The organism is Enterobacter adelaidei (genome assembly GCF_041937165.1).
Taxonomy (GTDB): Bacteria; Pseudomonadota; Gammaproteobacteria; order Enterobacterales; family Enterobacteriaceae; genus Enterobacter; species Enterobacter adelaidei.
The window spans coordinates 1,835,645-1,849,172 of sequence record NZ_CP154353.1; the positions used below are offsets into that span (position 1 = coordinate 1,835,645).

A 13,528-nucleotide genomic window follows, 5' to 3' on the forward strand; every position below is an offset into this window, starting at 1 on the left:
TCGTAATGACCCAACCGCCACTTGTCAGCAGGAATCGCCTGCCAGGCTGTAACAAAATCTGCCGTCGTGTTAATTTTGTGAGTAAATTTCAAGAAAGGAGTTAACCAATGGACGCACTCGAACTGCTTGTTAACCGCCGTAGCGCTTCCCGTCTGGCCGAACCTGCCCCGGCAGGCGAGCAGCTGGAGAACATTTTGCGTGCCGGCATGCGTGCCCCGGATCATGGCACGCTGCAGCCGTGGCACTTCTTTGTGATTGAAGGCGAAGGTCGCGATCGTTTCAGTCAGCTGCTGGAGCAGGGCGCGATTGCCGCCGGACAGGATGAGAAAGGTATCGACAAGGCGCGCAGCGCCCCGTTCCGCGCACCGATGATCATCGCCGTCGTGGCAAAATGCCAGCCAGACCATAAAGTGCCGGTCTGGGAACAGGAAATGTCCGCAGGCTGTGCGGTGATGGCGATGCAAATGGCTGCCGTCGCACAAGGATTTAACGGTATCTGGCGCACCGGTGCATTAACCGAAAGCCCGGTGGTTCGTGACGGTTTTGAGTGCGGTGAGCATGACAAAATTGTCGGTTTCCTCTATCTCGGCACCCCGCAGCTTAAAGCCTCCAGCACCATCAGCGTGCCGGACACCACGCCTTTCGTCAGCCGTTTCTGATAACGCACGCTAAACTGTCTGGATTCTGAGCATCTGCCGCAGAATTCAGACAGTCATACTTACCTCTTTATGGAATGAGCGCTACCATAGCGCGATTGAGATGACAGGAGACGTCCATGAGCGAGCAAACCATTCGTTTAACGCAGTACAGCCACGGAGCCGGTTGCGGTTGTAAAATTTCCCCGAAAGTGCTGGAGACCATTCTGCACAGTGAACAGGCGAAGTTTGTCGACCCGAACCTGCTTGTCGGCAATGAAACGCGCGACGATGCTGCAGTTTATGACTTAGGTAACGGCACCAGCATTATCAGTACCACCGACTTTTTTATGCCGATTGTCGACAATCCGTTCGATTTTGGGCGCATTGCGGCCACCAACGCCATCAGCGATATTTTCGCCATGGGCGGTAAGCCGATTATGGCGATTGCCATTCTGGGCTGGCCGATCAACACCATCCCACCGGAAGTTGCCCGCGAGGTGATCGAGGGTGGGCGTTTTGCCTGCCAGCAGGCGGGGATTGCGCTGGCCGGCGGTCACTCGATTGATGCGCCTGAGCCTATTTTTGGCCTCGCCGTCACTGGCGTGGTTCCTACTGAACGCGTGAAGCGCAACAGCACCGCGCAGGCAGGCTGCAAACTGTTCCTTACCAAGCCGCTGGGCATTGGCGTACTCACTACCGCTGAGAAAAAATCCCTGCTCAAACCGGAGCACAAAGGGCTGGCAACGGAAGTCATGTGCCAGATGAACCTCGCCGGTGCGGCTTTCGCCAACATTGACGGCGTGAAGGCGATGACTGACGTGACCGGCTTTGGTCTGTTGGGACATCTTTCCGAGGTCTGTCAGGGGGCGGGCGTGCAGGCGCAGGTCTGGTATCAGGATGTGCCGAAGCTGCCGGGCGTGGAAGAGTATATTGCTCAGGGCGCGGTTCCGGGCGGTACGCAGCGCAACTTCGCCAGCTACGGTCATTTGATGGGCGAGATGCCTGAAGAATGGCGTAACCTGCTGTGCGATCCGCAAACCTCTGGCGGCCTGCTGCTGGCGGTCACACCGGAATCCGAAGCAGAGGTACAGGCCACTGCCGCCGAGTTTGGTATTACCCTGACGGCGATCGGTGAGCTGGTGACCGCGCGCGGTGGCCGACCGATGATCGAGATCCGTTAATTCGATGCGGTTGTTTATTGCCGAAAAGCCGAGTCTGGCGAGAGCCATCGCCGATGTGCTACCTAAACCGCATCGCAAAGGCGATGGCTTTATCGAATGTGGCAACGGGCAGGTGGTCACCTGGTGTATTGGTCACCTGCTTGAGCAGGCGCAGCCGGATGTCTACGACAGCCGCTATGCCCGCTGGAATCTGAACGATCTGCCCATTGTGCCAGAGAAATGGCGCCTGCAACCCCGGCCTTCGGTCACCAAACAGCTCAACGTGATCAAGCGCTTCCTGCATGAGGCCGCTGAAATCGTCCACGCGGGTGACCCGGACAGAGAAGGGCAACTGTTGGTCGATGAAGTGCTGGACTATCTGGAACTGGCACCGGAAAAGCGTCAGCAGGTGCAGCGTTGCCTGATTAACGACCTCAACCCGCAGGCCGTTGAACGAGCGATCTCCCGTCTGCGCGCCAACAGCGAGTTTATCCCACTGTGCGTCTCCGCGCTGGCCCGCGCCCGTGCGGACTGGCTGTACGGGATTAACATGACCCGTGCGTATACCATTCTTGGGCGTAACGCGGGTTATCAGGGCGTGCTCTCTGTGGGCCGTGTGCAAACGCCGGTGTTGGGGCTTGTTGTGCGTCGCGACGAGGAGATTGAGAACTTTGTCGCCAAAGATTTCTTTGAAGTGAAAGCGCATATCGTCACGCCTAAAGACGAACGCTTTACCGCTGTCTGGCAGCCGAGCGATGCCTGTGAGTCGTATCAGGACGAAGAGGGGCGACTGCTGCACCGTCCGCTGGCGGATCATGTGGTTAACCGCATTACAGGTCAGCCGGCTATCGTTACCAGCTATAACGATAAACGGGAATCAGAACCGGCACCGTTGCCGTTCTCGCTATCAGCCCTGCAGATTGAGGCCGCGAAGCGCTTTGGTCTCAGCGCACAGAACGTATTGGACATCTGCCAGAAGCTCTACGAAACCCACAAGCTGATCACTTATCCGCGTTCAGATAGCCGTTATCTGCCGGAAGAGCACTTTGCCGGACGTCATTCGGTGATGAACGCCATTAGCGTCCACGCGCCGGATCTGCTGCCGCAACCGGCGGTGAACCCGGATACCCATAACCGCTGCTGGGACGATAAAAAGGTGGATGCTCACCATGCGATTATCCCGACGGCGCGCGCCAGCAACGTCAATCTGACCGATAACGAAGCGAAGGTTTATAACCTGATTGCCCGTCAGTACCTGATGCAGTTCTGCCCGGATGCGGTGTTCCGCAAGTGCGTTATTGAGCTGGAGATTGCCAAAGGCAAGTTTGTCGCCAAAGCGCGTTTCCTTGCAGAAGCAGGCTGGCGTACGCTGCTGGGGAACAAAGAGCGTGATGAAGAGAACGACGGCACGCCGCTGCCTGTCGTCGCCAAAGATGACGAACTGCTGTGTGAGAAGGGCGAAGTGGTTGAACGTCAAACCCAGCCGCCACGCCATTTCACGGATGCGACGCTGCTTTCAGCCATGACGGGAATAGCCCGTTTTGTGCAGGATAAAGATCTGAAGAAGATCCTGCGCGCAACCGACGGATTGGGTACCGAAGCAACGCGTGCAGGTATTATAGAACTGCTGTTTAAGCGCGGTTTTCTGGAGAAAAAAGGGCGTTACATCCATTCAACGGAGCCCGGACGCGCACTGATTCATTCGCTGCCTGAGCTGGCGGCAAGGCCAGACATGACGGCGCACTGGGAGTCCGTGCTGACGCAAATCAGCGAAAAGCAGTGCCGCTATCAGGACTTTATGCAGCCGCTGGTGGGGACGCTTTATCAGCTGATCGATCAGGCGCGCAGCACGCCGGTGAAGCGGTTCCGAGGGATGGTTGCGCCAGGTGCTGGCGCGAAGAAACCCTTTAAAAAGAAGAAGAGCGCGGCATGAGTTTATAGGCCGGGTAAGGCGTAGCCGCCACCCGGCGAAAAACTTAAATCACACCCTGCCCAATCATTGCATCCGCCACCTTAACGAATCCGGCAATATTCGCGCCGCGCACGTAGTTGGTTTGCGATGCCTCACCGCCGTACTCCACACACGCATGGTGAATATCCAGCATGATATGGTGCAGACGCGCATCCACTTTCTCTGCTTTCCAGCCGAGACGTGCGGCGTTTTGCGCCATCTCAAGGCCTGATGTCGCCACGCCGCCCGCGTTCGCCGCTTTACCCGGTGCAAACAGAACGCCTGCTTCCAGGAACAGATCGGTCGCTTCGATGGTGGTCGGCATATTAGCGCCTTCAGCCACCGCCTTCACGCCGTTGCTAATCAGCGTGCGTGCGGCGTCGACGTCCAGTTCGTTTTGCGTGGCACACGGCAGGGCGATATCCACCGGCACGCCCCACGGCTGCTTGCCTTCCAGCCAGGTCAGGCCAAATTCCCGGGCATAGTCCGCCACGCGCCCGTCGCGGCTGGCTTTGATCTCACACAGGCGCGCCAGCTTCTCAGCCGTAAAGCCCGCTTCATCCACCACCGTACCGCCGGAGTCAGAGGCGGTCACCACGCGAGCGCCAAACTGCATTGCTTTCTCAATCGCGTACTGCGCCACGTTGCCGGAGCCCGATACCGCGACGCGCATGCCTTCGAAGCCTAAGCCGTGACGCTTGAGCATGGCTTCAGTGAAGTAAACCAGGCCGTACCCGGTCGCTTCCGGGCGGATCAGACTTCCGCCAAACGACAGACCTTTGCCGGTAAAGACGCAGGCGCTGTTGTTGGAGAGTTTTTTCATCATTCCGGCCATAAAGCCCACTTCTCGGCCACCCACGCCGATATCTCCCGCCGGGACGTCGGTGTCCGGACCAAGATGGCGATAGAGTTCGGTCATCAGCGCCTGACAGAAACGCATCACTTCGCCTTCGCTTTTGCCTTTCGGGTCGAAATCACTTCCGCCTTTACCTCCGCCCATTGGCAGGGTGGTCAGCGCATTTTTAAACGTCTGCTCAAAGCCAAGGAATTTCAGGATCGACAGGTTCACCGAAGGATGGAAGCGCATCCCACCTTTGAACGGGCCGATGGCAGAGTTGAACTGCACGCGCCACGCGCGGTTGACCTGGACCTGATTGCGGTCATCCACCCAGGTCACGCGGAACTGGATCACGCGCTCTGGCTCTACGAGGCGCTCAAGCAGAGACATCTGACGATAACGCGGGTTTTCTTCAAGGAAGGGCCACAGAGTGGTCATCACTTCACGTACGGCCTGCGCAAACTCACTCTGATGCGGGTCGCGCTGTTGAACATGGGTAAGGAAACTTTCCAGAGAACGTGTCTGATCCATAGATATAAGAACCCCTTATGGTATTTTATGATTATTGCTTATGCGATTTGTGTTGTTTTTTTGACTATACCACCCGCACCGCTTTGTCAGGCAAGCAGAAATTCATGCGGAAAGGGAAATTAATCATACGCAGCGCGTCATAACAAAAAGCGATGACGAGATAAATTAAAGGTTCTGCTTCGGTTAACCGTTATAGTGGTTAACAGAACACAACAGGAAGGCAAGTCTATGAACCGTTACGTGATGACCGCGTTATGTTTGATGTTTACCGCAGGCGCTCAGGCTGACCGCATTCGCCCGGATGTTCAAGTGAATGTGCCGCCGGAGGTCTTTAGCTCCAGCGGCCAAAGTTCTCAGCCCTGTAATCAGTGCTGCATCTATCAGGATCAGAACTATTCGGAAGGGGCTGTGGTGAAGGCGGATGGCGTCCTGTTGCAGTGCCAGCGCGATGAGCGCACGATCAGCACGAACCCGCTGGTCTGGCGTCGCGTAAAACAATAAAGGCTTCCAGCAGGGGAATATCCGCGGGGGCCAGGGCGTAGCCGAACGCCTCTTCAGGCGTACACCACACCAGCGCACTGTGGTAGTGCGCCGTCAGATCACCGCTAAACGCGGGAACGTGCCAGGCATGAAGGTTGATTAACCGCTGCGAAACTTCCCGCTGATGGCTTGCCACATACTGCCCCGGCTGGGCCTGAATACCGAGCTCCTCCCACAACTCACGGACAAGCGCCTCGGGTTGTGTCTCTCCGGCTTCAACTTTTCCACCAGCGAATTCCCACATACCGGGTTGGTCAGCATGTGCCGGGCGCTGCGCGAGTAAAATTTTATGGTCTTTTTCGATGATTGCCGCAACGACATCGACTGTTTTAAGCATGGTCGTCAATACTTGAAAGCGAAAACCACCATATTATCTTGCCCTTTGTCAGAGTCCAGTCATCAGGAGAATCAGGTGAAAGAAACCTCCACCTGGGTAGCGCCCATCTCAACCCTTCCGGCGAGTTTAAAACCGATTGCCGCCATGCAGAAAAAACACTTCGGTGTCGTGCTTAACCCCACGCGATGGTGGGGGCGTATGCCGCGTCTTTTTTGGCTGGTGGCGCTGTTTGTCGGTTTCCTCGAACGGCGTCATGCACGCCTGACGCCCGTGCTGCGCTCGCTGCTGATGACGCGGGTGTCGCAGATATGCCACTGTGCTTTTTGTATTGATGCCAACAGTCTGCGCCTTGCTGAACGCGTGGGCGCGCTGGATAAAGTCCAGGCCGTCAGCCACTGGCGTGACTCCGCGCTTTTCAATGAGCAGGAGCGCGCGGCGCTGGCCTACGCGGAGGCCGTTACCGCCACGCCGCCGCAGGTGGATGAGGCGCTCAAACGCGACCTCAAACGTCTTTTCACCGATGAGACGATTACCGAAATGACGGCTCTGGTTGCGTTTCAAAATCTCTCCGCCCGCTTCAACGCCGCTCTCGATATCCCGGCGCAGGGACTGTGCGACACGCTAAAAGGAAAGCCGCATGCTTGATCGACATATCCATCCACGGGTAAAGCCCGCCCTTAACCGGCTGGCGGCCTGGCTGGATAAACCCGGTATTACGCCCGACGGATTAACCGTGGCCGGGTTTACCGTGGGCGTGCTGGCGCTACCGTTTCTGGCCCTCGGTTGGTATCTTGCCGCGCTTGTCGCCATCGTATTTAACCGCCTGCTGGATGGTCTGGACGGCGCGCTGGCACGGAGGAGAGGGCTGACGGATTCTGGAGGCTTTCTCGATATCGCTCTCGATTTTCTGATCTATGCCCTGGTGCCGTTTGGCTTTGCACTGGCAGCTCCCGAAGAGAATGCGCTGGCCGCCGCCTGGCTGCTGTTCGCCTTTATCGGCACCGGCAGCAGCTTTCTGGCCTTTGCCGCGCTGGCGGCGAAACACGATATCGACAACCCGGGCTACGCGCACAAATCGTTTTATTACATCGGTGGTTTAACAGAAGGGACAGAGACCATTGCGCTGTTTGCACTGTGCTGCCTGTTTCCGGCGCACTTTACGCTTTTCGCGTGGGTATTCGGCGCGTTGTGCTGGCTGACCACCACAACGCGCATCTGGAGCGGTTATGTGACGTTGAAGTCACTCAATTCTTAGAGGGAGCTCTCGGGCCCGCGCTCGCCGGTTGAGACCGGGTTTTGCGGGTGGCTGCTCCATTCGTACCAGCCGCCGTCATAGACGGCGACGTTCTTCCAGCCCATCGCCCGGGCGTACATAAAGGTCTCAGAGGCTCGCCAGCCGGTACCGCAGTAAAATGCGACATGCTGTTCCGGCAGGATATTCCAGCTTTTCCACATGCTGGCGATGTCGTCGGCGCTACGCATGGTGCCATCCGGGTTATGGAAATCCTCCATGTGAGTGGCGTCGCTTCCGCCATGACCCCAGCGGGCACCGGCAATTTCACCTTTCGGTTTGATGTAGCTATAGCCGCTGGTTTCGCCAATAAACTCCGGCCACGAGCGAATGCTGACCAGCGAGGCATCCTTGCGATGTAACATCCCGCGCGCCTGCTCCATATCCACCATCAGCTGCGGCTGACCGGGGATCGGCGCACCAAAATCAGCGGCAGGTTTCACCTCTGCAGGCATACCGCGTTCGACGGGCAGACCCGCATCTGACCACGCTTTCCAGCCACCATCGAGAATACGGACATCCTTCACACCTGCATACAGCATAATCTGCGCCACGCGCGCGGCAGCATACACATCACGGCCATACAAAATGACCGTGGTGTCATGACGGATACCGTGCTTTGCCAGCATCGCTTTCAGCTTGTCGTCAGAGACTTTATTCCACAGCGGCTCGCTTTCCACTTCGTTGGTGTCGATGTAGCCCGCACCGGGAATGTGATTCAGCAGATAAAATTTCGGCGCACCCCAGGCAGCTTCGATCACTTTCCAGTTCCCCGCCGGAGCGGCAGTGACGGGGTTACCCTGCTGGAGCTGGTGGATCCACTGTGGGTAGACGAGTTGCTCGAAGTGAGGCAGGCGCTGTAGACGAGCAGGCGTTTGCAGGGCATCGCTGAGAAGCGAAACATGAGTGTATCCGGCTTTCTCCAGACGGGCTTTCACGGCCTGGTTTGTTTTATCGCCGCCGTAGAGTGCGAGGGAGGTTGCGGGCGTAAGGTGATGCTGTTTTGCCCAGATAGCAATCTGCTCGTCGCTCATTGCGTCAAGCCAGGAGGCTGAAAGATTGAGCGCGGCAGGTTCATGGCCGGAGGTGCCGCTTAGAGACTGTGGCCAGCCGTTATAAAAGGCGCTGGCACGGGTGTCGATCACCGCACCGTGCTGTTCCTGAAGCTGAGACAGCGTCATTGTGTCAGGCATTTCAGCCGCCAGAGAGGAAAGGGAAGCGAGGCTGCAAAACAGAGCCAGCGCGGTCAGTTGAGAAACACGTTTCATCGTATAACCTGACGTCAGTAAAAGAGGGGGGCATTGTCGTCTCTCCCGAAATGTAGAACATTGCGTTAGCACATTATTGCCAGCGAGAAATCGCAATCACTTCACCGTTGGGTGGAATGTCTTCCTCATCATGCGTGACCAGAATAACCGGTATGCCGCGTGCCCGGACAACGTCAAACACCCATGTCCGAAACGTCGCACGTAGCGTTTTGTCGAGGCGCCCGAACGGTTCATCGAGCAGTAACGCCTGTGGCTCAGCGAGCAGGGCCCGCAGCAGACTGACCCTGGCACGCTCCCCGCCGGAGAGAGTCGCCGGATCGCTGGCGTAGTGGTTTTTAAGCCCGGCGGAACTCAGTGCCTGCTCGACCGCATCCCGCCGTGCGCGTCCGACAATCCGCTCGGGTAATGCCAGCAACAAATTTTGACCAACAGTGAAGTGGTCAAACAGCAGGGCATCCTGAAAGAGAATACCCAGCCCGCGGGATTCTACAGGAAGCCTGTCGCAGCGGCGCTCGTCTAACCATAACTCGCCCTGGGCCTGGAAATCGTCGGACAGCGCGCCCACCATCCAGGCAAAAAGGGTCGATTTCCCACTACCAGATGGTCCCATCAGGGTGACAATCTCTCCGCGAGGCACACAGAAATTGACCTCGCGGAAAAGCGGTTCGATGGTGAGATCTTTTACCTTCAGCATTAACGTAATCCCTGACGATAGCGGCCCGCGAGCCGTGATAGCAGTGCGGCAAGGCCGAACACCATGCCCGTGACCAGCAATAACCCCAGCGCCCGGTTAGCCAGAACCGGGATACTGCCCCCGCTGCTGAGTGCGACGGTCTCCGTGGTGAGCGTGGTGAAACGGCCCGCGCCCAGCCAGAGCGTTGGCATATATTGCGCCATGCTGACGGAAAAACCGGTGGCAAAAGCCAGCAGAGCCGGGCGCACCAGCAGGGGACATTTCAGCAGGCAGAAGATTTTTACCCGTCGCCAGCCGAGCGTTCTGGCGGTAAGGATAAGCCGGGGATCGATCCTGTGCCAGGCGGGTTGCAGCACCAGCAGCATCCACGGTAACACCCACAGCAGATGGCTCCAGAGCACGGCGACATACTGCCCGTCGATACCCAGTCGCAACGCAATAAAATATTGCCCGGTGACGAGCGGTAGCGCCGGAAGGGCGAGGGGTAACCACACCCACAACGTACCTCGCTGCGGCCCCCATTCAAGCCAGAGAAAAATGAGGACCAGGGCAATCAGGCTGGAAAGCAGGCCGAAGGAAAGGCTGGTACCCAGGGAGCCCATCTCGTCCCGCTGTGCCAGCATCAGCAGTACTGCTACGCAAAGTACGCCGCACGCGGGTAACAGCCTGCTTATCGACCGCTCGGGCAGTGGGACAGGAGACGTGCGACGCGTCCCCGGCAGATCCGAAAGCGTGCGACGCCATGCCTTCCAGGCTCCGTAACCCAGCGCGGCAAGTGCAGCCAACAGCAGGAGGATGAGCAGGCATAGCAGCATCCCTTTTGTTTGTTGCTGTGCGTCGCCCTGGCTGAGCCACTGCCAGGCCAGCACGGCCAGCGTGGGAGGGTTGCCTGGCCCAAGAACGATTGCCACATCCACGACCGAAATTGACCATGCAAGAACGGCCAGCATCACCGCCCCGAGGACTGGGGCGATAGCCGGAAGGAGCAGCCAGTTGAGTATCTGAAAACGTCCATAACCGAAGGTTTGCAGCACAACTTTTTGCTGTGCAAGACGTTTTTCCGGCAGTACGGCGTAGATGGCCCACAGCACAAACGCACTCTCTTTGACGGCGAGCGTCAGGCCCAGCCCTGCACCGTATCGGTCCAGTGCAGGCGTACAGACGGTACAGACCTGGTAAAAAAGACCGCCTTCCGCAAACAGCAGTAAAGCGCTGGTGGCGAACGCCACGTGGGGAATGGCTAACAGCCACGGCAGGCGCGTGTTGAGACGCCGCCAGCGTTTGCCGGGCCAGAGAAGCGCCAGCAGGGAAAGGGCGATTAGCAAGGAACCCAGCGTCGCAATGAGCGTTGAGACCAGCGTGGCGACGGTCGCCTGAGGCAGTTGCGGGTCGTTAAGCAGCGACTGCCAGTGAGTCACCGAAAATGCCGGGGCGAGCAGCATCGCACCAGCGGGCAGGATCGGCAGATAGATGGCCGCCATTGCCAGCCAGGCAAGCCAACTCAACGGGTGCCGTAACGACGCAGCCATTCCTGCTCCAGCGCGTTAACCCAGGCCGATTGCGGCTCAGCCAGTATCTTCGGCAGCCCTTCAGGGGTGCGGGCTTGCAAATGTTTCGCTTCACCTTCAGGGAGTAATTTGACATCCAGTACGCTCGGGTCTCCCCAGACAGCCGGGTCAGCCTTGCGAATTTGCGCCTGCGGTGAAAGCAGGAAATTGGCGACCACTTTCGCACCTGCGCTCGCGCTGGCATTAGCCGGAATGGCGACAAAATGGACGTTACCGATCATCCCGGTGTGAAAACCAAAGCTGTAGCTGTCGGCTGGCAGTTCACCACTGGCGACTTTTTGTTGCGCATGTGCCGGGTTAAAGGTCAGCGACAGGTTCAGACTGCCGCTGGCAAGCAGGGCATCCATACGTGCTGGCGAAGGGGGAAAGTCTTTGCCTTCGCGCCACAGGAGTGGGTGGAGTTTGTCGAGGTAATCCCAAAGCGGGGCTGTTACCTGGGCAAAGGTGTTATCGGGTGCCTTTTGCAGCGCATCCGGCTGTGTGGTAAGTGTCAGGAGCAACTGCTCAAGAAACGCCGTCCCGGTAAAATCGGGCGGGCGAGGATAGCTGACTTTACCCGGATGCTGCCGCGCGTAAGCCAGCAACGCCTGCGGATCCTCCGGCGGCGTCGGCATGCTCTTTGTGCGTGAGATAAAGGTCAGCTGCGCGCCGCCCCACGGCGATTCCGCCCCGTCAGTGGGAACAGCAAAATCTTCCGTTACGGGTTTGCGGGTATCGACATAGCGCCAGTTTGGCAGCAACTGTGCCCATCCGGTTTGCAGCAGGTTAGCCTCTTTTAATGTGCGGAAATTTTCGCCATTAACCCACAGCAGGTCGACTGAGCCGTTGGTCTTACGTCCAGCGCTGGCTTCCGTCTGAATACGTTTTACCGCATCGGCGGCATCTGCCAGTGGGACAATTTTGAGGGTAATGGCGTAGTGCGTTTTCATCTCACCGCTTACCCACTCAAGGTAGCGGTTTACCGCCGGATCGCCGCCCCAGGCGTTAAACCAGACCGTCTGGCCTTTGGCTTGTTGTTGGATGGATTGCCAGCTGTCTGCGGCATACAAAGGGGTTGCCAGCAGCAGGCTGGTCAGAAACGTGCAAAAACGCACACGGCGCATAATGCCTCACTTTTTAGACGAAGGGGTATAACGGGTAAATAGCCGGCGTGTGACCAGCGGTAATAACCCCAGTAGTGTAAAGGCGAATACCATACCCGGCGACAAAATATCGCGCAGCGTTGACACTTTTCCCAGCTCGCGCCCGGCGTTCAGAAAGACAACCGTGGCGGGCAGCATGGCGAGCTGGCTGACCCACCAGTAACGACGTAGCCCAATGCGGGTAAGCCCCATCAGCAAATTCACCAGAAAAAACGGGAACAGCGGCATCAGACGCAGAGCAAAAAGATAGCCCGCGCCGTCATGCGCCATCCCGGCGTTCACCGTTTTCATCTGCTGAGCAAACCGCCGCTGGACCCAGTCGCGCAGCAGATAACGGCTGGCGAGCATCGCCAGCGTGGCACCGAGCGTGGAGGCAAACGAGACCAGTATGGTGCCTTCCCACAGAGGAAACAGCGCACCACCCAGCAGGGTCAGTATCGCCGCGCCGGGTATCGACAGGGCGGAAACCACCACATAGAGCGCAAAAAAGATCAGCGCACTTTGTAGCGGCGCGTGTTCAACATGAGAGAGTAACGCCTGCTGGTGAATTTTAATCTCATCCAGGGAGAGTGTGCCCGGAGGAAGCGCGATAAATGTCAGAATAAATGCGCCCAGAAGAGCGCACAGGAAGAGTCTTTTTCGAATGTTCACACGTGATTACAGCTTGAATTTTGCCCAGACCGGCGCGTGATCGGACGGTTTTTCCATGCTGCGGATATCGTAGTCGATACCGGTTTCAATGCAGCGTTCTGCCAGCGGCGAGCTGGCCAGCAGCAGATCGATACGCAGGCCGCGGTTGTCATCAAAGCCTTTTGAGCGGTAGTCAAACCAGGAGAAGCGGTCCTGTGTTTCCGGGTTGGCACTGCGGAACGTATCCACCAGACCCCAGTCAAGCAGACGCGCCATCCACTCACGCTCTTCCGGCAGGAAGGAGCATTTGCCGGTACGCAGCCAGCGCTTGCGGTTGTCTTCGCCAATACCGATATCGAGATCCGTCGGGCTGATATTCATATCGCCCATGATCAGCACCGGATTCTCTTTTTTCAGTTCGGTGGTCAGGTAGTCCTGCAGATCCTGGTAGAACTTTGCTTTAGCCGGGAATTTTGTCTCGTGGTCACGGCTCTCACCCTGCGGGAAGTAACCGTTAATGACCGTAATATTCCCGAGTGCAGAAGGCACTTCCGCCATGATAATGCGACGCTGTGCTTCTTCATCATCGCCAGGGAAGCCGCGGCGGACGGATACCGGTGGCGCTTTAGTGAGCAGCGCAACGCCATAGTGGCCTTTCTGTCCGTGATAGAAGACGTTGTAGCCGAGTTTCGCCACCTCTTCGAGGGGGAACATGTCGTCGTGAACTTTTGTCTCCTGCAGGCCGATCACATCTGGCTGATGTTGCTCAACGATAGCTTCAAGCTGATGAGGACGGGCACGCAGGCCGTTGATATTAAAAGAGACAAATTTCATAGTCGCTGCCAGTGCAAGGTGAATAGTGCATGGATGGTAGCAGAATTTGCGTCAACTGTTACGGGGATTGACCAATAACTGCGACAGATAATGCCAGTGGTGCAAT

At 57.5% G+C, this 13,528-nt stretch carries 14 protein-coding genes; 6 read left to right on the forward strand and 8 right to left on the reverse strand.

Going from position 1 to position 13,528, the window contains the following annotated elements; translation table 11 throughout:
- The first annotated feature begins 107 nt into the window (after positions 1–107).
- The 3 genes from AAHF05_RS08985 (at position 108) to AAHF05_RS08995 (ending at position 3,731) form a co-directional block, all read left to right on the forward strand.
- A complete protein-coding gene (locus AAHF05_RS08985; protein ID WP_129324495.1) occupies positions 108–659 on the forward strand; it encodes an NAD(P)H nitroreductase in 552 nt (183 codons plus the stop codon).
- A 116-nt stretch (positions 660–775) separates the two neighbouring features.
- Positions 776–1,819: a selenide, water dikinase SelD gene (gene selD, locus AAHF05_RS08990; RefSeq protein WP_028017188.1), complete on the forward strand. Its 1,044-nt coding sequence runs from the start codon at positions 776–778 to the stop codon at positions 1,817–1,819.
- 4 nt (positions 1,820–1,823) lie between these two features.
- The gene (locus tag AAHF05_RS08995) at positions 1,824–3,731 is read left to right on the forward strand and encodes a DNA topoisomerase III (RefSeq protein WP_129324496.1); all 1,908 of its coding nucleotides are present in this window, start codon (positions 1,824–1,826) and stop codon (positions 3,729–3,731) included.
- 43 nt (positions 3,732–3,774) lie between these two features.
- Here the strand turns inward: AAHF05_RS08995 and gdhA are convergent, their stop codons facing one another.
- Complete coding sequence (gene gdhA / locus AAHF05_RS09000; protein ID WP_028017190.1) at positions 3,775–5,118, reverse strand: NADP-specific glutamate dehydrogenase; 1,344 nt, start codon at positions 5,116–5,118, stop codon at positions 3,775–3,777.
- A gap of 228 nt (positions 5,119–5,346) precedes the next feature.
- On the opposite strand from gdhA, the gene AAHF05_RS09005 reads away from it, so the two are divergent.
- Positions 5,347–5,619 carry a YnjH family protein gene (locus AAHF05_RS09005; protein ID WP_129324497.1) on the forward strand — a complete coding sequence of 91 codons (273 nt, stop codon included), beginning with the start codon at positions 5,347–5,349 and terminating at the stop codon, positions 5,617–5,619.
- On the opposite strand, the gene AAHF05_RS09010 is transcribed toward AAHF05_RS09005, so the two are convergent.
- Positions 5,579–5,995, reverse strand: coding sequence for a pyrimidine (deoxy)nucleoside triphosphate diphosphatase (locus tag AAHF05_RS09010; protein ID WP_129324498.1), 417 nt, complete (start codon positions 5,993–5,995; stop codon positions 5,579–5,581). The two genes, AAHF05_RS09005 and AAHF05_RS09010, sit on opposite strands and share 41 nt — an antisense overlap.
- Positions 5,996–6,070: 75 nt before the next feature.
- On the opposite strand from AAHF05_RS09010, the gene AAHF05_RS09015 reads away from it, so the two are divergent.
- The gene (locus AAHF05_RS09015) at positions 6,071–6,640 is read left to right on the forward strand and encodes a carboxymuconolactone decarboxylase family protein (RefSeq protein ID WP_028017193.1); all 570 of its coding nucleotides are present in this window, start codon (positions 6,071–6,073) and stop codon (positions 6,638–6,640) included.
- Positions 6,633–7,250: a CDP-alcohol phosphatidyltransferase family protein gene (locus AAHF05_RS09020; protein WP_129324499.1), complete on the forward strand. Its 618-nt coding sequence runs from the start codon at positions 6,633–6,635 to the stop codon at positions 7,248–7,250. Before AAHF05_RS09015 ends, AAHF05_RS09020 begins: the two co-directional genes overlap by 8 nt.
- Here AAHF05_RS09020 and AAHF05_RS09025 read toward each other — a convergent pair.
- From AAHF05_RS09025 to xthA, 6 genes are all read right to left on the reverse strand, one after another.
- On the reverse strand, positions 7,247–8,554 hold the full coding sequence (locus AAHF05_RS09025; RefSeq protein WP_129324500.1) for a sulfurtransferase: 1,308 nt from the start codon (positions 8,552–8,554) through the stop codon (positions 7,247–7,249). The two genes, AAHF05_RS09020 and AAHF05_RS09025, sit on opposite strands and share 4 nt — an antisense overlap.
- A 73-nt stretch (positions 8,555–8,627) precedes the next feature.
- Positions 8,628–9,248 (reverse strand): ATP-binding cassette domain-containing protein, encoded by a 621-nt coding sequence (locus AAHF05_RS09030; protein ID WP_129324501.1) that lies wholly within the window; start codon positions 9,246–9,248, stop codon positions 8,628–8,630.
- Positions 9,248–10,777: a thiamine ABC transporter permease gene (locus tag AAHF05_RS09035; protein WP_129324502.1), complete on the reverse strand. Its 1,530-nt coding sequence runs from the start codon at positions 10,775–10,777 to the stop codon at positions 9,248–9,250. The genes AAHF05_RS09030 and AAHF05_RS09035 overlap by 1 nt, the downstream gene beginning before the upstream one ends.
- The gene (locus tag AAHF05_RS09040) at positions 10,750–11,919 is read right to left on the reverse strand and encodes an ABC transporter substrate-binding protein (protein ID WP_129324503.1); all 1,170 of its coding nucleotides are present in this window, start codon (positions 11,917–11,919) and stop codon (positions 10,750–10,752) included. Before AAHF05_RS09040 ends, AAHF05_RS09035 begins: the two co-directional genes overlap by 28 nt.
- Before the next feature lie 6 nt (positions 11,920–11,925).
- On the reverse strand, positions 11,926–12,609 hold the full coding sequence (locus tag AAHF05_RS09045) for a TVP38/TMEM64 family protein (protein WP_129324504.1): 684 nt from the start codon (positions 12,607–12,609) through the stop codon (positions 11,926–11,928).
- Between the two features lie 6 nt (positions 12,610–12,615).
- Positions 12,616–13,422, reverse strand: a complete 807-nt coding sequence (gene xthA / locus AAHF05_RS09050) for an exodeoxyribonuclease III (RefSeq protein ID WP_129324505.1) — start codon at positions 13,420–13,422, stop codon at positions 12,616–12,618.
- Positions 13,423–13,528: the final 106 nt, after the last annotated feature.

What these genes read in the sequence shown, in the direction of transcription:
- AAHF05_RS08985 (WP_129324495.1), top strand. Translation starts at nt 108, where the DNA reads ATGGACGCACTCGAACTGCTTGTTAACCGCCGTAGCGCTTCCCGTCTG.
- selD (WP_028017188.1), top strand. Translation starts at nt 776, where the DNA reads ATGAGCGAGCAAACCATTCGTTTAACGCAGTACAGCCACGGAGCCGGT.
- AAHF05_RS08995 (WP_129324496.1), top strand. Translation starts at nt 1,824, where the DNA reads ATGCGGTTGTTTATTGCCGAAAAGCCGAGTCTGGCGAGAGCCATCGCC.
- gdhA (WP_028017190.1), bottom strand. Translation starts at nt 5,118, where the DNA reads ATGGATCAGACACGTTCTCTGGAAAGTTTCCTTACCCATGTTCAACAG.
- AAHF05_RS09005 (WP_129324497.1), top strand. Translation starts at nt 5,347, where the DNA reads ATGAACCGTTACGTGATGACCGCGTTATGTTTGATGTTTACCGCAGGC.
- AAHF05_RS09010 (WP_129324498.1), bottom strand. Translation starts at nt 5,995, where the DNA reads ATGCTTAAAACAGTCGATGTCGTTGCGGCAATCATCGAAAAAGACCAT.
- AAHF05_RS09020 (WP_129324499.1), top strand. Translation starts at nt 6,633, where the DNA reads ATGCTTGATCGACATATCCATCCACGGGTAAAGCCCGCCCTTAACCGG.
- AAHF05_RS09025 (WP_129324500.1), bottom strand. Translation starts at nt 8,554, where the DNA reads ATGAAACGTGTTTCTCAACTGACCGCGCTGGCTCTGTTTTGCAGCCTC.
- AAHF05_RS09030 (WP_129324501.1), bottom strand. Translation starts at nt 9,248, where the DNA reads ATGCTGAAGGTAAAAGATCTCACCATCGAACCGCTTTTCCGCGAGGTC.
- AAHF05_RS09035 (WP_129324502.1), bottom strand. Translation starts at nt 10,777, where the DNA reads ATGGCTGCGTCGTTACGGCACCCGTTGAGTTGGCTTGCCTGGCTGGCA.
- AAHF05_RS09040 (WP_129324503.1), bottom strand. Translation starts at nt 11,919, where the DNA reads ATGCGCCGTGTGCGTTTTTGCACGTTTCTGACCAGCCTGCTGCTGGCA.
- xthA (WP_129324505.1), bottom strand. Translation starts at nt 13,422, where the DNA reads ATGAAATTTGTCTCTTTTAATATCAACGGCCTGCGTGCCCGTCCTCAT.